The sequence below is a fragment of the Bacillus sp. 95MFCvi2.1 genome (assembly GCF_000374965.1).
Classification (GTDB): Bacteria; Bacillota; Bacilli; order Bacillales; family Bacillaceae_G; genus Bacillus_A; species Bacillus_A pseudomycoides.
The window spans coordinates 84,578-101,273 of record NZ_KB895702.1 but is presented as its reverse complement, the minus strand read 5'-3'; the positions used below and the strand labels follow the sequence as shown (position 1 = coordinate 101,273).

The 16,696-nt window shown below is 34.6% G+C and carries 19 protein-coding genes; 12 read left to right on the top strand and 7 right to left on the bottom strand.

All coding sequences use genetic code 11. From position 1 onward, the window contains the following. The first annotated feature begins 6 nt into the window (after window positions 1-6). The 5 genes from C568_RS0118125 to C568_RS0118105 all read left to right on the top strand — a co-directional run bounded on the left by C568_RS0118125 (window position 7) and on the right by C568_RS0118105 (window position 2,370). On the top strand, window positions 7-234 hold the full coding sequence (locus C568_RS0118125; RefSeq protein WP_018782361.1) for a sulfurtransferase TusA family protein: 228 nt from the start codon (window positions 7-9) through the stop codon (window positions 232-234). A 60-nt stretch (window positions 235-294) separates the two neighbouring features. Continuing rightward, the gene (locus tag C568_RS0118120) at window positions 295-663 is read left to right on the top strand and encodes a rhodanese-like domain-containing protein (RefSeq protein WP_018782360.1); all 369 of its coding nucleotides are present in this window, start codon (window positions 295-297) and stop codon (window positions 661-663) included. Window positions 664-677: 14 nt separating this feature from the next. Then, complete coding sequence (locus C568_RS0118115) at window positions 678-974, top strand: rhodanese-like domain-containing protein (RefSeq protein ID WP_006093617.1); 297 nt, start codon at window positions 678-680, stop codon at window positions 972-974. A 91-nt stretch (window positions 975-1,065) separates the two neighbouring features. Beyond that, window positions 1,066-1,545 (top strand): DsrE/DsrF/DrsH-like family protein, encoded by a 480-nt coding sequence (locus tag C568_RS0118110; protein WP_018782359.1) that lies wholly within the window; start codon window positions 1,066-1,068, stop codon window positions 1,543-1,545. Window positions 1,546-1,590: 45 nt separating this feature from the next. Next, the gene (locus tag C568_RS0118105) at window positions 1,591-2,370 is read left to right on the top strand and encodes a sulfite exporter TauE/SafE family protein (RefSeq protein WP_018782358.1); all 780 of its coding nucleotides are present in this window, start codon (window positions 1,591-1,593) and stop codon (window positions 2,368-2,370) included. 112 nt (window positions 2,371-2,482) lie between these two features. On the opposite strand, the gene C568_RS0118100 is transcribed toward C568_RS0118105, so the two are convergent. The 3 genes from C568_RS0118100 to C568_RS0118090 form a co-directional block, all read right to left on the bottom strand. Continuing rightward, window positions 2,483-2,923 (bottom strand): hypothetical protein, encoded by a 441-nt coding sequence (locus tag C568_RS0118100; protein ID WP_018782357.1) that lies wholly within the window; start codon window positions 2,921-2,923, stop codon window positions 2,483-2,485. A gap of 160 nt (window positions 2,924-3,083) precedes the next feature. Next, window positions 3,084-4,496 carry an LCP family protein gene (locus tag C568_RS0118095; RefSeq protein ID WP_018782356.1) on the bottom strand — a complete coding sequence of 471 codons (1,413 nt, stop codon included), beginning with the start codon at window positions 4,494-4,496 and terminating at the stop codon, window positions 3,084-3,086. 629 nt (window positions 4,497-5,125) lie between these two features. Then, window positions 5,126-6,781 (bottom strand): Na/Pi cotransporter family protein, encoded by a 1,656-nt coding sequence (locus C568_RS0118090; protein ID WP_018782355.1) that lies wholly within the window; start codon window positions 6,779-6,781, stop codon window positions 5,126-5,128. Window positions 6,782-7,122: 341 nt separating this feature from the next. Between C568_RS0118090 and C568_RS0118085 the strand changes: the two genes are divergently transcribed. Continuing rightward, window positions 7,123-7,374 (top strand): hypothetical protein, encoded by a 252-nt coding sequence (locus tag C568_RS0118085; protein WP_018782354.1) that lies wholly within the window; start codon window positions 7,123-7,125, stop codon window positions 7,372-7,374. Between the two features lie 21 nt (window positions 7,375-7,395). Here C568_RS0118085 and C568_RS0118080 read toward each other — a convergent pair whose 3' ends face one another. Then, the gene (locus tag C568_RS0118080; RefSeq protein ID WP_018782353.1) at window positions 7,396-8,598 is read right to left on the bottom strand and encodes an MFS transporter; all 1,203 of its coding nucleotides are present in this window, start codon (window positions 8,596-8,598) and stop codon (window positions 7,396-7,398) included. 320 nt (window positions 8,599-8,918) lie between these two features. Between C568_RS0118080 and C568_RS0118075 the strand changes: the two genes are divergently transcribed. The 3 genes from C568_RS0118075 (at window position 8,919) to C568_RS35590 (ending at window position 10,670) form a co-directional block, all read left to right on the top strand. Continuing rightward, window positions 8,919-10,007 carry a DUF871 domain-containing protein gene (locus C568_RS0118075; protein WP_018782352.1) on the top strand — a complete coding sequence of 363 codons (1,089 nt, stop codon included), beginning with the start codon at window positions 8,919-8,921 and terminating at the stop codon, window positions 10,005-10,007. 125 nt (window positions 10,008-10,132) lie between these two features. Beyond that, window positions 10,133-10,378, top strand: coding sequence for a hypothetical protein (locus C568_RS35595; protein WP_231398885.1), 246 nt, complete (start codon window positions 10,133-10,135; stop codon window positions 10,376-10,378). 25 nt (window positions 10,379-10,403) lie between these two features. Beyond that, window positions 10,404-10,670, top strand: a complete 267-nt coding sequence (locus tag C568_RS35590) for a YcxB family protein (RefSeq protein ID WP_231398883.1) — start codon at window positions 10,404-10,406, stop codon at window positions 10,668-10,670. 32 nt (window positions 10,671-10,702) lie between these two features. On the opposite strand, the gene C568_RS0118065 is transcribed toward C568_RS35590, so the two are convergent. Genes C568_RS0118065 through C568_RS0118055 form a run of 3 tightly spaced genes read right to left on the bottom strand, consistent with a single transcriptional unit; the run spans window position 10,703 to window position 13,658 of the window. Then, window positions 10,703-11,884, bottom strand: coding sequence for an ABC transporter permease (locus C568_RS0118065; RefSeq protein WP_018782351.1), 1,182 nt, complete (start codon window positions 11,882-11,884; stop codon window positions 10,703-10,705). Window positions 11,885-11,886: 2 nt separating this feature from the next. Next, complete coding sequence (locus C568_RS0118060; RefSeq protein ID WP_018766880.1) at window positions 11,887-12,561, bottom strand: ABC transporter ATP-binding protein; 675 nt, start codon at window positions 12,559-12,561, stop codon at window positions 11,887-11,889. Further along, a complete protein-coding gene (locus C568_RS0118055; protein ID WP_018782350.1) occupies window positions 12,558-13,658 on the bottom strand; it encodes an efflux RND transporter periplasmic adaptor subunit in 1,101 nt (366 codons plus the stop codon). The genes C568_RS0118060 and C568_RS0118055 overlap by 4 nt, the downstream gene beginning before the upstream one ends. 224 nt (window positions 13,659-13,882) lie before the next feature. Here C568_RS0118055 and C568_RS0118050 point away from each other — a divergent pair, with 224 nt between their 5' ends. The 3 genes from C568_RS0118050 to C568_RS0118040 all read left to right on the top strand — a co-directional run bounded on the left by C568_RS0118050 (window position 13,883) and on the right by C568_RS0118040 (window position 16,591). Further along, window positions 13,883-14,617 carry a YwaF family protein gene (locus C568_RS0118050; protein ID WP_018782349.1) on the top strand — a complete coding sequence of 245 codons (735 nt, stop codon included), beginning with the start codon at window positions 13,883-13,885 and terminating at the stop codon, window positions 14,615-14,617. 105 nt (window positions 14,618-14,722) lie between these two features. Further along, the gene (locus C568_RS0118045; RefSeq protein WP_018782348.1) at window positions 14,723-15,583 is read left to right on the top strand and encodes an ABC transporter permease subunit; all 861 of its coding nucleotides are present in this window, start codon (window positions 14,723-14,725) and stop codon (window positions 15,581-15,583) included. Window positions 15,584-15,586: 3 nt separating this feature from the next. Next, window positions 15,587-16,591 carry an ABC transporter permease gene (locus C568_RS0118040; RefSeq protein ID WP_006093630.1) on the top strand — a complete coding sequence of 335 codons (1,005 nt, stop codon included), beginning with the start codon at window positions 15,587-15,589 and terminating at the stop codon, window positions 16,589-16,591. Window positions 16,592-16,696 lie beyond the last annotated feature (105 nt).

The window sequence follows — 16,696 nt, the reverse complement described above, 5'->3', positions numbered from 1 at the left end:
TAGAATATGAATGCAAAACAAGTATTAGATGTGAAAGGCTTAGCATGCCCAATGCCAATCGTAAGAACAAAAAAAGCTATGGAAGCTTTACAATCTGGAGAAGTGCTAGAAGTTCATTTAACAGATAAAGGTGCAATAAAGGATATTCCAGCTTGGTCAAAAACAGGTGGACACGAAGTACTACAGCATACGGAAGAAAATAGTGTACTGAAGTTCTGGATTAAAAAGGCGTAAAACAAAAAGACCTGCTCTACGGATACGAATTGTATAGAGAAAGATTGGAGGAGATGGTGTATGAGTGCAAATGTAGTATTCAATATTGTTTTAACTATACTTGTTGCTTGGTTTATCATTTCTCGCTTTTTACCGGTTAAAGGAGTTAAAAATATAAGCGGGAAAGAACTAAAGACGGAGATGAATAAAAAAAATAAACAATTTATTGATGTTCGTACACCTGGTGAATTTAGAGGGAATCATATTCAAGGGTTTCAGAATATCCCATTAAATGAGTTAGCACAAAAAGCGAGCCATTTAGATAAAAACAAAGAAGTAATTGTAATTTGTCAAAGTGGAATGAGAAGTAAACAAGCAACAAAAATGTTAAAAAAATTAGGCTTTCAACATATTACGAATGTCTCAGGTGGTATGAATGCTTGGAATTAAGGAGGAAATGAAAAATGAAAGAAATGACAGCAAAAGAATTAGAAAATAAATTGATGAATCATGAAGTATTACACGTTATTGATGTTCGTGAAGTGGAAGAGGTGATGGAAGGGAAAATTCCGGGAGCTATTCATATTCCACTTGGCCTGTTGGAATTTCGCATGCATGAATTAGATAAAAACAAAGAATATATTATGGTGTGTCGCTCTGGTGGGAGAAGTTCACGAGCTGTTCAGTTTTTAGAAAGCTATGGTTTTGGGGTTATAAATATGACTGGTGGTATGTTAGATTGGGAAGGTAAAATAGAATAATACGGAGTACGACGCAGGGTTCTTTTATAAATAAAGGATTTTGTATATTTCGCAAAATACCCGTATAGGTATATAGAGGTAGGGAGTTAACATGGAGAAAAAGAAAAAAACAACGATTGTTTTGTTTAGTGGAGATTACGATAAGGTGATGGCAGCTTATATTATTGCCAATGGTGCAGCGGCGTATGATCAAGAGGTGACTATTTTCCATACGTTTTGGGGGTTAAATGCACTTCGAAAAGATGAATATGTAAAAGTAAAGAAAAACTTCTTAGAGAAAATGTTTGGAAAGATGATGCCTCGCGGTGCAAATAAGATGGGCTTATCTAAAATGAATTTTTCCGGTATGGGCCCTCAAATGATTAAGCATGTTATGAAAAAGCACAATGCTATGCCGCTTCCAGATTTAATTGATATGGCAAAAGAGCAAGGTGTTAAGCTTGTAGCTTGTCAAATGACAGTTGATTTATTAGGACTAAAAGAAGAAGAGATTATGGAAGATGTTGAATTCGCTGGTGTGGCAGCTTATCTAGCAGATGCTTCTGATGGGAATGTGAATCTATTTATTTAAAGGTAATTAAAGAATGCCTTCTTTTTAGAAGGGGGAAAAATAAAGATGAGCTTCAGTTTTATGATTGTAATCTTTCTTATTGGTTTTGCTGGTTCATTTATATCAGGAATGGTTGGTATTGGCGGTGCTATTATTAATTATCCGATGATTTTATATATTCCTGTGCTATTAGGGTTTACTGGTTATACGGTACATGAAGTAAGTGGTATTACAGCTATTCAAGTGTTTTTCGCAACATTTGCAGGTGTATGGGTTTATCGGAAAAGCGGTTATATAAATAAAACATTGGTATTATATATGGGAACGAGTATTTTAGTGGGAAGTTTTGTCGGGAGTCTAGGTTCAAGAGTATTAGATGCAGGGCAAGTTAATATTGTATATGTTATTTTAGCTACGATAGCAGCTATTATGATGTTTATTCCGAAAAAAAATCGCAGCGAGCTTCCTTTAGAAGCATTGACGTATAATAAAGGATTAGCTAGTGTTTTAGCATTTATCGTAGGTACTTCTTCTGGTATTGTTGGAGCAGGTGGTGCATTTCTACTTGTGCCAATTATGCTTGTCATTCTTAAAATCCCTACACATATGACAATTGCAACTTCATTAGCAATTACTTTTATTTCATCTATCGGGATTACAATTGGAAAAGTAACTACAGGACAAGTGGTAGTACTGCCGTCTATAATGATCGCGATTGCAAGTTTAATTGCTTCACCGCTTGGAGCAAGTGTAGGGAAGAGGTTAAATCAAAAAATATTGCAGTGGATATTAGCGATATTGATTGTTTCAACATCTATTAAAATTTGGATGGATATCGCATTGTAATATGATTTTTGGGAAGTGTATTACCAGATATTACTGGATAGATATTTTAAGAAGAAGGCTAGTATAGAAAGAATGTAAGAACGCCACTGGAGAACCAGTGGCGTTCAAGTTATTAAGCCCAAATAAGTTTCATTAATCTTTCATATTCATCATTTGCAGCTTTATATAATAGTCTAGTATGCTCAAATACAAGGGCAGGGTTAAAGTATGGTTCTGTAAATACAAGGGAAGTTGAAATATCAATGGAGTCGCTGTTACTAATTGTGAATTTTGCGAATCTATATGCTGTATTTAGTTCGTTGATTAAATGCAATATTTTGCTTTTCTTAGCTGAATCAGGAACTTGAGCGAGATTAAAGCAATATATATCGACAGTAGGATGTTCGTTATGAAAGGCAGCGATAAGACGAACTTTTGCACCACTCTCTGTCTCTAAGTTTACTGAAAAAAATACAGAGCCATCATTCTCATCTATGTTTTCTTCCATATGTATTTCATTGGATTGTAGATAATCTTTAAAGTCTGAAACGTTATGCTTTACTGCGGCTTTCATATGTTTGTGCCTCCTGTTAATTAGAATATAACTCTACCTTTTATTATAATTTAAAGATATTGAAATTGATAGTTAAAAAAATTAGAATTGTTGTTGTTTTCAAAATTATATTAGGGTGTATAAAAAACCCAGCTCTATCTCTATAGAGCTGGGTTTTTTATTAATTTTTATTCGATGTTGTCTCTGTGTCTTCATCGTTATTGTTATTTTTTTGGTTAGTAGAATTTTGACGATTATCGTTATCGTGATTTGTATCTTTTGTTTTCTCATTCGATGATGTTTTGGTCTCTACGTTTTCATCGTTATTGTTACTTTTTTGGTTAGTAGAATTTTGACGATTATCGCTATCGTGATTTGTATCTTTTGTTTTCTCATTCGATGATGTTTTGGTCTTTACGTTTTCATCGTCATTGTTACTTTTTTGGTTAGTAGAATTTTGACGATTATCGTTATCTTGTTTCGTATCTTTTGTTTTCTCAGAGCTTGTTTTTTTCTTGTTCTCTTTATCATCAGAATCAACTTTCTTATACTCAGATAGTCCAAGATGAGTACGAAGTTGTTTTGTTAAATCGTCTAAATCTTTTTCTACTGGTACATAATAATACGTACCACCATCACTTGCACGACCGCATTCTTTATCACCAGCTGACATATAACAATCTTTACCATTAATTTGTAATTTTTCAAGTGAAGAATCTGAACCGTATTTATAGAATGATAACATATCATCAAATGTTAAGTTTGTAACGAATTGTCCATTAATGTGATCAATAATATTTCCTACTTTTGTTACAGAATCAATGTTTGTTAGTTTTTTCAGAATGGCTTCGATAACAAGTTGTTGACGTTGACCACGCATTGCATCACTATCAATATGGCGTGTTCTAGCAAGAGCAAGAGCTTCTTCACCGTTTAATTTTTGAACGCCTTTTTTCAAGTGGATTGCACCTGCATTATCGTTACTATCTTGTTCAGTAAATTCAACAGGAACGTCTACTTCAATACCACCTAAATCATCCACAATTTTTATAAATGATTTAAAGTTGAATTTTACAAAGTAATCAACAGGAACGTGGAGTAAATCTTCTACCGCATCAATACTAGCTTGCGGGCCACCAGCTTTTCCATTTTTAGCCGAACCAAATGCATGTGCATGCGTAATTTTATCCATTTTCTTTTCTATTGGGATATAAGTATATGTGTCTCGTGGAATACTTAAAAGTTTTACAGTTTTACTATCTTTATTAAAAGTTGCAAGTAACATTGCATCTGTTCTTATAGCAGCACCATATTCTTTGCCACGGACATCGCTTTCATCAACGCCCATGATTAATACAGATACATTATTAGAAATAGGTTTAACTGCTTTATCACGTAAATCTGATTTATCACCGCGTGCTAAATCGTGGGCGGCATTAAAAACAGCAGAGGATGCTTTATTTACTAAAAACCAAGTATAACTGCCTCCTATTATTAAAAATAATAAAAGGACACTTATAATAATTTTTGTTTTTTTCTTTCCTTTTTTCTTATTATTTCGTATATTTTCTTGCAAAGATGGGTTTTGATCCATTTCATATACTCCTTCATTTGGATTGAAATACGATACTCATATCACCTAATTATAATGAATGTTAGCGAAAAAGAACATTACAAATCATTTACATTTCGCTAAAATCCGATTTATTTCACGAAAAGTCAGATTTTTCCGCCTTTCGTAAAGTGAATTTTAGGAGAATAAGCAATAGAACAATTATAATTTGTCGTATTAGAAATAGAAATACATATTATGAAAAAATAATAAAGAAGTAAGATTTGTTGAAATATGTTCAAGAGGAAGATTATATTACATTCTTCTATAGGCCTTATATAATGAAGTGAAAAAACTGTTTGTTAGGAGTAAAGGAGATAGACATAATAAATCATACATCATTTCGAGCAATTCTTATAAATGAAAAGGAAAAAAATCAATTATAAAGTGATAGAAGACATGGGATTGCCATGTCTTCTACTCGATTAAATCCATTTTGATTTGTTGGCATATAAGTCGCTGCTATGAAAACAAAAGGAGACCTGTACTCGTTTTCTCTCTTTGTTTTCACTCGTCATGGGACTAAAAAAGACCCTGACCGCTTCTATGCAAGGACGGACGCTCTTTCTCACCAAAAAAGAAAGATTTTATATCAGTTTTTTCAGTTTGTATTATAGTGTTTGTTTTAATGCAACTTTCCCTTGTTCCCCTAAAACTCCATCTGCAATATTTACAGCGTGATCACCGATACGCTCTAAATTACTTACCATATCAATAAAGATGATGCTTGCATCACCTGAGCAACTACGTTCATTCAGGCGTAGCACGTGGCGCTTACGTAATACACGTTCCATTTGGTCAATTTTACGTTCTTTCGTAATGACCGTTTGTGCAAGTTCAGTGTCGAAGTTTGTTAAAGCTCCAATTGCATCTTGTAATGTTGAAATTGTTAGTTCAAGCATTTCATTTAGTTCCGTCATTGCTTCATCTGATAGTGTGACACGGTTAGAAATTTGGGAGTCCACAAGTTCTACAACGTTTTCTACATGGTCGCCAACGCGTTCAATATCTCCGACAACAGACGCTAAGACAGAATGTTTTTCGGAATCCATTGGTGAAAGTGGTTTTTCAGAAAGTAGCACTAAATACTCCGTAATTTTTCTATCTAAGTTGTTAATAGCACCCTCTAGTTGAGTTGCCATATCAGCATGTTTCTTTTCTTTTGTATTTAAAAATTGAGTTGCTTCTTTTAGGCCATGTAATGAGAACTCTGCCATACGAATAATCTCTTTTTGTGCCTCTGTTAAGGCGATAGCAGGAGATTGTTCAATAAAGATTGGATTTAAATGCTGCGGTTTAAAGTCAATAGCGGCATCTTCTCCGCGAATAATTTTTGTTACAATCCACGCTAACACTGCAATGAATGGAAACTGAATAATCGCATTCGTTACGTTGAATGTTCCATGCGCAACAGCAATTGTCATTTCTGGATTTAAGTGTAACGATGTTTGGAAATATTGAATTAAGTTTGTAAATGGTACTAATAAAATTGTAAAGATGATGGTACCAACTATGTTAAAGATAACGTGTACTAATGCTGCGCGCCTTGCTGCAATAGAAGTACCAATCGCTGCTAATACAGCGGTAATTGTTGTTCCGATATTATCACCAAACAGTACAGGTAGAGCAGCTTTTAAATCGATTGCACCTTGGCCGAATAATTCTTGTAAGATTCCAATTGTTGCACTTGAGCTTTGTACAATTAATGTAAAAATTGTACCTACGATAACTCCTAGGACTGGGCTGTTACTCATACTAACAGTTAATTCTTGGAATGATTCTAAAGAGCGTAGTGGCTTCATACCTGTGCTCATTAATTCTAAACCGAAGAATAACATACCAAATCCGAATACGACTTGTCCCAGAGATTGTACTTTTTTATTTTTAAAGAAGAATAGTAAGATTGCTCCAACTGCCATAATTGGAAGAGCATATTCTCCGATTTTAATTCCGATAATAAATGCTGTAACGGTTGTACCAATGTTAGCACCCATAATAACGCCAATTGCTTGTCTGAGCGTCATAAATCCAGCACTTACAAGTCCAACTGTTAAAGCGGTTGTTCCTGAGCTAGATTGAATCAGTACGGTAACTAACATACCTGCTAGTACGCCCATAAGTGGGTTAGTTGTAAAACGATCGAGAATGTCACGTAGTCGATCACCAGCTGCTTGTTGCAGACCGTCCCCCATGTACTTAATCCCGAATAAGAAAATACCTAATCCACCAATAAACTGGAAGATCATGTCTTGAACATTAAATTCCACGCACTTCACTCCTTAAATTTCATGTACGGTGTAATTATTAACTAAAATTTGAGGTGGTGTAAATGATATCAATGTAAACTTTACATTAAATTTACAAAGGGATAAAAAGTTTACATTTATTTAAAGAAACCCCTGGATTTAATTGGTTTTAATGCGTTATATAGGGTTGTATTGTAAAGAAATAACATTTGATTTGGAAGTCCTTTGTATACTTTTGTTTAACGTAAAAAAATATGCGAAGTAAATAGTGTCTTAGAACTATATAATATGAGAGGATAATATATATCCAAATAAAGAGGATATAATCAAATTCAGAATTAAGTATAGGCGTGGAGAAAATAATGAAATATGCATCTACTGTGTTAATAATAATATTCATTTTATGCGGAGCTATTGTTACGTTTGATAATAATGGTGTTGGGACTTTTACATTTACAAATATAAGAAGTAATGTATTGCAAAAGGCAACCATTCAATTAGCTGGAAATAAAGTGTTGTTAACAACTAAAATAGTTGCTTCTGGAGAGTATGAATCTGAGACTTATTTTGGAGACAATGTAACAACAAATTTAAAGTATCATCGAGATAGATAAGGGTTAGAAAAAGCTGCTGGGTTATCCAGCAGCTTTTTCATTCTTTTTATCCATCTGTTTTTGTTTTCGTACATTTGTAATGTAAATAAAGAGAAACGCGATAAGTAATACAGAAGAATAACGATATACAGTTGCATAGTCTGTAAAGTGTGCGATGAATCCGAAAATAATTGCACCTGCTCCAATGCCGAGGTCAAATGCCGAGAAGAATGTTGCGGTAGCAACGCCGCGGCGATGCGGAGCTACACGGTCAATCATCCATGCTTGTAAGGCCGGCTGAATAGCGCCGAATCCACTTCCGTAACAGCTTGCTGCAATGATTAAACTTGGTATTGTTGTTGTATACGATAACAGGATAATCCCTGTGAATGTTAAGATAACACCGGGAATAATAACAAATGCATGGCCTTTTACATCGTATAGTCTTCCTGAGAAGGGACGTGTTACAGCGATGGCAAGGGCGTTAAATAAGAAGAAAAGGCTAATATCAGCGATACCGACTTGCGTAGCAAATAACGTGATAAAGCTCCCAATTCCTCCGTACATTAATGTAATACACAATATTAATAATGAAGGAAGTAAAGCTTTTCTTTCGATAAATCCATCTAAAAACGTTTCGTGTGTTTGTTGAATTGGTTTCTCAGTAGTTTGAATTTTGAGTAGCTTTGTTAATATTAATGAAACGACTGTGCAAGATAGTGCACATAAAAAAAGAATCGTAAAGTTATAAGTTTGCATAAGCCAGAGTCCGATAAGAGGACCAAGTGCCATAGCGATCGTTCCAGAGAGACCGAAATATCCCATACCTTCACCACGGCGGGCTGCAGGAATTAAATAGGAGACTACAGTTCCATATGTTGTGGTTGTAATACCAAAACCAACTCCGTGTAAAATGCGAACAGCAAGAAGGAGGAAGATAGTAGAGGCAAATAGGTAGCTGCCCATCGCTAGTAGGCAAATTGCAGTACCAGTCATTAAAATTAGCTTTTTACTAAATTTTTGTAGTGCATTTCCAGTGAGCGGCCGAATAATTAAAGCTGCCACAGTAAACATTCCAACAACAAATCCGATGTTTGAACTCGTGCCACCAATTTCTTTCACGTAAACAGGTAATGTTGGAATTAACATTTGAAAGCCTAAAAACATACATAAGTTTGCTAAAATGAGCGCAATAAATTCTTTTGTCCATAATGGTTCTCGTTTTACGAGTGCTGCTTCTCCCATATATTCATCCCCTAAATATTTTTCTCTGTTCTTTCGAGTATATGTAGAGGTCAATGTAACAGTCAAGAAAGGGGAACTAAAATGATGTAACAATTTTTTGGGAGAAAAAATTTACAAATTCGTGTAAATGATACACAAATGCTCTTAAAAAAGGTAAAGTATAGATGTATAGTCTGCTAGTTGTTAAGATTGATAGAGATGTTTTTTCTGAAAAGAAAGCGGATTCAAACGGATAGTAAAGTAGAAGGGGATTTCTACTACTTTATTATATATGTTTGAAAGGGTTTACAAAATGATGATGAAGAAAGAGGCGTATATGCATGAGACGACTAGGTATTTCTATTTATCCAGAACATTCTACAGTAGAGAAAGATAAGGAATATTTAACATTAGCACATCAATATGGTTTTACACGTGTATTCACATGTTTATTATCAGTGGATGGAGAAAAAGAGAACATTGTTAAAGAATTTAAGGAAACGATTTCGCATGCGAATGAATTAGGTTTCCAAGTACTCGTTGATATTAGTCCAGCTGTTTTTGAACAACTTGGTATTTCTTATAACGACCTTTCATTCTTCCATGAATTAGGTGCATATGGTATTCGTCTAGATGTTGGTTTTTCAGGATTAGAAGAATCCATTATGACATATAACCCATATGGATTAAAAATTGAGATTAATATGAGTAACGGTACGAAATATGTTGATAATATTATGAGTCATCGCCCGAACTGTGAAAATTTAATTGGTTGTCATAATTTTTACCCACATCGTTATTCTGGTATTTCTTATGATCATTTTATGAAATGCTCAAAACAATTTAAAGATTACGGCATGAGAACTGCTGCCTTTATTACATCATTTGATGCGACATATGGTCCATGGCCGGTAACTGAAGGATTATGTACAATCGAACAACATCGTGAATTGCCAATGACAACGCAGGCGAAACATTTATTTGCAACAGAATTGATTGATGATGTAATCATTGCGAATGCATATGCATCAGAAGAAGAATTAAAGGCGCTCGGAGAAGTAAATAAAGAAAAGCAAACGTTTGATGTAGAAATTTATGAAACAACAACTGATTTAGAAAGAAAAATTGTATTAGAAGAACCACATTTCTACCGCGGGGATGTATCTGAATATATGATTCGTTCAACACAAAGCCGTGTGAAATATAAAAAAGAAGAGTTTAAACCTCATAATACAAGACCAATTAGACGCGGAGACCTTCTTATTGATAACGAACAATATGGTCAATATAAAGGAGAATTGCAGATTGCCTTAAAAGATATGGTGAACACAGGAAAAACAAACGTAGTTGGCCGTGTTGTGGACAAAGAAATCTTCTTATTAGATTATTTACAAGCTTGGGATAAGTTTGGGTTTGTATTAAAGAAATAATATGTACATATGTATGAAGCTATCATGTATACATGATGGCTTTTTTGTCGAGAAAAATCTAGAGAAGTAGAAATGTATGAATGATACAATAGAGGGAACTTTTAGTAGGAAATGGAGATGGAGAAATGCAAATAGAATATACGTTAAAGGAACAAGATTTTATTGCATTTAATCTGCATTATGCGAGGCATTCTAAAACAGTAATGCGTTCTTTATTTCTTCAACGTTACATTGTAGCTATTATTTTTTTTGCTGTTCCACTTGGTGCTTTTTTGTTAGGACCACCAGGCCAAGTATATACGGAGGTACCTTTTATTTTTTTTACTATCAGGAATTATATGGATTTTGTTTTATCCTGCATATTTCTATAAACATATTGAAAGAAATATTAATAAGATGCTGAAAGAAGGAAGCTATAGCAATTTACTAGGTACGCATAATGTACAAATAATAGATGAAGGAATTATTGAAACAAATAATGGTGGAGAGACAAAGCTAAATTGGAAAGGAATCGAGAAGGTAGAAGAAAATGAGGCATACATTTTTATTTATGTTAGCTCGATGAGTGCAAATATTGTTCCTAAACATGCCTTTGCTCACGAGAATAGTAAGAGTGAGTTTATGAGAAGATTGAGAGCTGGTATGGAATCTTCAATAATATAAAAAAGGTTGCCTTATGATAGGCAACCTTTCGTTTATTCATATCGTAAACATTCAATCGGATCAAGTTTCGCAGCTTTATTAGCTGGCAGTAATCCGAATAGAATACCGATTAACATAGATAATGCTACTGAAATTAAACCTAATTTTACGGAAACAACAAGTGGCCATCCAGCGAATATTGCAACGATCCAAGCGAAGAAAATACCGAGCACAAATCCAATGAATCCGCCCAATGCTGTTAAGATACAAGATTCAATGAGAAACTGCATCAATACTTTCCCGCGCGTTGCACCAAGTGCTTTACGGATACCAATTTCACGCGTACGTTCTGTTACTGATACAAGCATGATATTCATAACACCAATACCACCAACTAAAAGTGAAATTGCTGCAATACCACCGAATACACTTTTTAATATGCCTGTGAAGCTATCAATCTCTTTTAAAGCGTCTTGTGGATTTGGTACTTTGAACTTCCCAGTATGCTCTGGTTTTTTCGCATCATTTAATGATTTTACAACTGCATCTTGCACAGCTTGCTTATCTTGACCTGGAGCAATTTTTACTGTTAAGCCGTCATAATTATTTTTCCCAAATAGAACAGGCCAGTTTTCAGCAGAGATAGCACCTTCTTTAAACTCCATGCCACCCATCATTGCTTTGATAGAATATACACCCACTACTTTATAAGGAGTACCTTTTATATCAACATATAAACCTTCCTCCCAAGAAGGGAACAATTTATCAAATGCATCTTTGTGTAATACGATTGTATGTTCAGGTTTATCTAAATCAGTGGCAGTGAACAACCTGCCGTGCTCAAGTTTGAAGCGAGATGTATCTTCAAAGTAATCGCCTTTTACACCAGTTATATCAATATCTAATTCTTTTTTTCCGGCATATACTTTCTCTTTTCCTCTAACATCAGGATATATATCTTGAACACCAGAAATTTTTGAGACATTGTCATACATGCTTGCAGATATTTTTCCATCCATATCAGAATAATCTTCTGTTGTATAGTTTACTGAAAATTGATCTTTCTTTTCTTTACCAATTTGTTCACGGAACTTGGCATTTGTTCCATCCCCAATAGAGATGATTGTAATAATGGCGCTAACCCCAATAATAATCCCCAACATCGTTAAAATAGAACGCATTTTATGAGCGAAGATAGAGGAAAGGGCCATGCGTATATTTTCGTTTATGTTCAAAATTAACCTCTCCAATCTTGGACGATATTTCCGTCACGAATTACAATTTGGCGTGCTGCCGCTTCCCCAATTTCACGATCATGGGTAATCATAATGATTGTTGAGCCTTGTTTGTTTAATTCGTAAAAGAGGTCCATAATTTGTTTACTTGTCTTTGTATCAAGCGCACCAGTTGGTTCATCAGCTAAAATGAACTTTGGATTATTTACAATTGCACGAGCAACGGCAACACGCTGTTTTTGTCCACCAGATAATTCATTTGGCAAATGCGTGGCACGATCTGCTAGACCTACTTTTGTTAGTGCAGCTAATGCACGTTCACGTCGTTCTTTTTTATCTACTCCAGCGTAGATAAGAGGTAATTCTACGTTTTGTAGTGCATTGAGACGTGGGAGAAGCATGAAGTTTTGGAATACAAATCCGATTTCTTTATTACGAATATGAGCTAACTCCGTTTCAGACATGTTTGAAATGTTCTGTCCAGCTAACGAATAAGTTCCACTTGTCGGCTTATCTAAGCAGCCGATAATATTCATTAATGTTGATTTACCAGAACCAGACGGCCCCATGATAGAAGTGAATTCGCCTTGATTAAGTGTTACATCAATACCATGTAAGATTTGAACTGTTTCTTCACCGTTTTGAAAGGCTTTCGTGATGCCTCTTAAGTCAATCATTGGGCGTTAACCTCCATACCATCTTTTAAGTCTTTTTCTGGTTTAGAGATGATTTGGTCACCTTTTTTTACGCCAGACACTTTTGCTTCGCTATCTGTTTCAAATTCAACAGTAACAGCTTGTTCCTTTGCCTTACCATCTTTCACGATAAATACAACATTTTTATCGCCTTTTTTCACAATGCTGCTTTTTGGAACAACTGTACCAGTTGCTTCACCAGACTTGCTTGTTACGTATACGTGGAAGCCCGTTTGTAATTCTTCATTATTATCTAATGTAACAATAAATTGATAGTTAGATACTGTCTTGTTTTCATCCATGCTCTTTACTGGTGTTGTACCGATTTCTGTGACTTTACCAGTCCATTTTTTTCCTGGTACCGTTTTGGATGTAACAGTTACTTCTTGCCCAACTTTTACTTGGGCTAATTCATATTCTGATAGCTGACTTTTTACTTTGAGAGGACCGGCAGTGCGAAGGGTAATACCGCTCATACCTGTTTTTTCATTCGCATTTTTTGCAATTTCTTCAATTACGCCATCAGCTGGGCTTGTTACAGAAAGTGTAGTGAGTTTTTCTTTGTTTGTTTGAATCATTTGATCAGCTTTTTCAACTTCAAATTTTTTCATTTCAAGTTGTGATTCAAGTTGTGTGATTTCAGTTTCTGTTGCTTTTAGCATCTCCCCAGGTGAACCGGCATTTTTATCTTTTTGTAATTTTTGTTTTGCTGTATCAATTTGTTTCTGGAGTAATGCTACTTCTTTATCAGCTAATTTCTTTTGCATTTCTGCTTCCGTTACACCTAGCTTCATAGTAGGATCATTGTATTTAAAGAGTAGCTGTCCTTTTTTGACTTCATCACCTTTTTTTACAGCTAGCTCATAGGTTCCTTTTGAAGGATCAAATGAGATTGTTTCAATACCATTTGGAATGACTTCGCCACCAAATTTTTGTGCATTTTCAATTTGCTTTTCTGATACTTTATAGCTGCTGTAAGCTTTCGCTACATCGCCACCGCCAGCAAGAGCAAAATATGAACCTGCTGCAATTCCAATTGTTACTAAACCAGTAATGATTACTTTATTTTTCTTTTTCATTTATTTATCACCTTTTCGCTCGTTTTTGTATCTGTTTTCAGTATAGAAGAGAGAGAAAATATGACAAATCGTTTTAGCTTACAATAACATTACAGTTTTGTAAGGTTGATATATTGAGAGGGGATTTGTACAAGAGTGGCGCTTTTGTTTAGGGGAAAAGCAGATTGTTTGACGCGTCTTTTCTTTCTTACAATAATATTGTATGAAGGAAAGGAGTGAGGAATATGGAGGCGTATTTTGGAGCATTTCCGTCAGAGTCATTTGTTCCGTATTCAAAACAACATGTCATTATACTTTTTCTTATCGGTGTAGGAGTTTATTTTCTTTATCATTATCAAGACATACTTCGTGAGCAACAATGGAACGTAAGAGTTCGATATACAATTGCTTTTTTATTTATTGGAAGTGAAATCGGACTTGATGTGTGGCAAGTGAAGGCTGGAATTTTTCAGTTGAGTACATCATTACCATTTGAGTTATGTACCATTAGTTTAGTATTAGCAACAATAATGGTTATTACAAAAAGTTATAAAGTATATGAAGTTGTCTTTTTTACAGGGATTATTGGGGCATCACAAGCCATTTTAACTCCAAACTTACAATATGCTTTTCCGCATTTTCGCTTCATAGAATATTTCATCGCACATGTATTACTCATTTTGGCACCGCTCTTTATGACATGGGTAGAAGGGTATAGGCCGACTTTTCAATCAATCAAGCGTACGATGATTTTTTTAAACATATTGATTCCAATTGTTTCGTTTGTGAATTATAAAACCGGTGGTAATTATATGTTTTTGGCGTATAAACCAGAAACAGCTTCATTACTTGATATGTTAGGTACGCATCCATACTATATTATTTCATTAGAAATCGCTGCGTTTATAGGGTGCTTATTATTGTATATTCCATTTGTTAGAAATGAAAAACGCGTGCAAAAAGAATCACTAGGATCATAATCTAGTGATTCTTTTTTGTAGAAAATATTTACAATTCTGAAAATTATTTATAAAATAAAGCAGAGTATCAATAGAATGGAAATTTGTATAGAGAGAAGGGGGAAAATGACAAGAAAGATGATTTCAAATGGAATAGAGATTACAGTGCAATTTATTCTTTCTGTTATTGGTATTATTTGTTTAGGTGCTCTTCCAAAACTATTCGAAGGCTTACATATTAATTTTTCACAGTATGTACAGGCTTTAAAGATGTCAGTTATGAAACTGATAGATGTTCCAAACTTAACGTATGGGATGAATCGACCGTTATTTCCACAACTATTTATTCATTATAAAGAAACGATGATTCTTTTTTTAGCTTCATTTTTTATTTCATTATGTATAGCTTTCTGCATTGTGTATATGATGATGAGAAGTCGTTCGCATATACAGCGGCGCATTAAAACATTTCTGCTTTTTCTTGAGTCCATCCCAGACATTCTTCTTATTATCGGATCGCAAATTCTTGTCGTATGGTTTTTTCAAAAGACAGGGTTTTTACCTGTCAAAATTGCTGCGTTAAGTGGAGAATCAATTCGGGGGTTACCAATTATTTGCTTGAGTGTTCCTACTACAATTATGTTTGTGAAGTTGTTACTACTTCGCTTTGAAACAGAATTAGAAAAAGATTATGTATTATTTGCACGGGCGAAAGGATTTGATCGTTTCTATATTTTAAATCGTCATGTATTGCGGAATGTGTTGCTTAGTACATTGTTTTTTGCGAAAACAAATATTTGGTTTATGTTATCAAATTTGTATATTATAGAATGGCTTTTTAACACACATGGTATTTTTGTATTCATTAAAAATTATCAACCGATTGAAGTTTTTACAATGAGCATCTTACTTATTTATATCCCGATCTTTGTTCTATTTAAGTCATTTCATTATTTCGTTCCAGATGCGATGAAAGAGAGGGCGTAAGAGATGTGGAAATATATAAAGCGCGATAAAAAGTTTTGGTTTAGTATTTTATTTCTTGTCGTGTTAGTTGGACTTAGCATTGGGAATACATTGTGGAATGGAGGGCATATTCGCCAAGTTTCGCTGCAATATGACGCGCAAGGAAATGTAGAAGCTCCACCATTTTCGCCTTCATCAAAATTTTTATTAGGAACAGATCGAAAAGGTTATGATCTTTTACATTTAGTCATTGAAGGGGCGAAGTGGACTATTGGTATATCCGCTTTTATTGCGATGATGCGGGTGGTTTTAGGTATCTTTTTTGGTGTTATATTAGGAACCTATGTAAAAAGAGGGTTTTCAAAAATTGAAGCGTTTTTTGATAGTTTTACAGTTATTCCAACTGTTATGATTGCATATTTCTTTCTTCAGTTTGCAACTAGTTTTGTGAATGGAGCAGAGACGACTAGTTTCTTTGAGAGGGCATCATTTCAAGTCATATTGTTTATTGTGCTTGCACTTCCTACAATTTCTCTCTATATTGCGAATGAAGTGCGGAAATTACAAAAGGAAGAGTTTATAGACGCTGCTCGTATACTAGGAGGAAGTAAGCGGCATATTGTTGTGAAACATGTGTTTCCGCACTTATATATGACGTTTGTACTTGTATTGATGCAGCAGTTTATTCAAACGTTGATTCTTTTTCTTCATTTAGGATTACTTGAAGTGTTTTTTGGAGGGACGGTCCAGTTTGGAGGAATGGTCAAAGAGTTAGATTCTTACACACATGAATGGTCTGGTTTAATAGGTGTATACTTTCGCTCTCTATCAGTGCATCCATGGATCCCGCTCGTACCAATTACTTTCTTTGGGCTTACTATTTTTTCAGGGAATATGATTGCACGAAGTATAGAGGATGCGATAGCAAAAGTAAGGTTAGGAGAAATGAACAAAGACGAGGAAGTAGAAGAAGTAAAGTCTATTTCACTTCCTAAAGAAGAGTTATTTACATTTAAACATACGATGTAAAGAGCCTAGGAAACTGTTATTACATATTAACCGTTCGTTCTTGTACAAATACTGTATTAAGTGATAGAAAATGAAAAAGAAGCAAGCATTGATGAATGCTTGCTT

Coding starts and splice junctions, on each gene's coding strand:
- C568_RS0118125 (WP_018782361.1), top strand. CDS start 7: ATGAATGCAAAACAAGTATTAGATGTGAAAGGCTTAGCATGCCCAATG.
- C568_RS0118120 (WP_018782360.1), top strand. CDS start 295: ATGAGTGCAAATGTAGTATTCAATATTGTTTTAACTATACTTGTTGCT.
- C568_RS0118115 (WP_006093617.1), top strand. CDS start 678: ATGAAAGAAATGACAGCAAAAGAATTAGAAAATAAATTGATGAATCAT.
- C568_RS0118110 (WP_018782359.1), top strand. CDS start 1,066: ATGGAGAAAAAGAAAAAAACAACGATTGTTTTGTTTAGTGGAGATTAC.
- C568_RS0118105 (WP_018782358.1), top strand. CDS start 1,591: ATGAGCTTCAGTTTTATGATTGTAATCTTTCTTATTGGTTTTGCTGGT.
- C568_RS0118100 (WP_018782357.1), bottom strand. CDS start 2,923: ATGAAAGCCGCAGTAAAGCATAACGTTTCAGACTTTAAAGATTATCTA.
- C568_RS0118095 (WP_018782356.1), bottom strand. CDS start 4,496: ATGGATCAAAACCCATCTTTGCAAGAAAATATACGAAATAATAAGAAA.
- C568_RS0118085 (WP_018782354.1), top strand. CDS start 7,123: ATGAAATATGCATCTACTGTGTTAATAATAATATTCATTTTATGCGGA.
- C568_RS0118080 (WP_018782353.1), bottom strand. CDS start 8,598: ATGGGAGAAGCAGCACTCGTAAAACGAGAACCATTATGGACAAAAGAA.
- C568_RS0118075 (WP_018782352.1), top strand. CDS start 8,919: ATGAGACGACTAGGTATTTCTATTTATCCAGAACATTCTACAGTAGAG.
- C568_RS35595 (WP_231398885.1), top strand. CDS start 10,133: ATGCAAATAGAATATACGTTAAAGGAACAAGATTTTATTGCATTTAAT.
- C568_RS35590 (WP_231398883.1), top strand. CDS start 10,404: ATGCTGAAAGAAGGAAGCTATAGCAATTTACTAGGTACGCATAATGTA.
- C568_RS0118060 (WP_018766880.1), bottom strand. CDS start 12,561: ATGATTGACTTAAGAGGCATCACGAAAGCCTTTCAAAACGGTGAAGAA.
- C568_RS0118055 (WP_018782350.1), bottom strand. CDS start 13,658: ATGAAAAAGAAAAATAAAGTAATCATTACTGGTTTAGTAACAATTGGA.
- C568_RS0118050 (WP_018782349.1), top strand. CDS start 13,883: ATGGAGGCGTATTTTGGAGCATTTCCGTCAGAGTCATTTGTTCCGTAT.
- C568_RS0118045 (WP_018782348.1), top strand. CDS start 14,723: ATGACAAGAAAGATGATTTCAAATGGAATAGAGATTACAGTGCAATTT.
- C568_RS0118040 (WP_006093630.1), top strand. CDS start 15,587: ATGTGGAAATATATAAAGCGCGATAAAAAGTTTTGGTTTAGTATTTTA.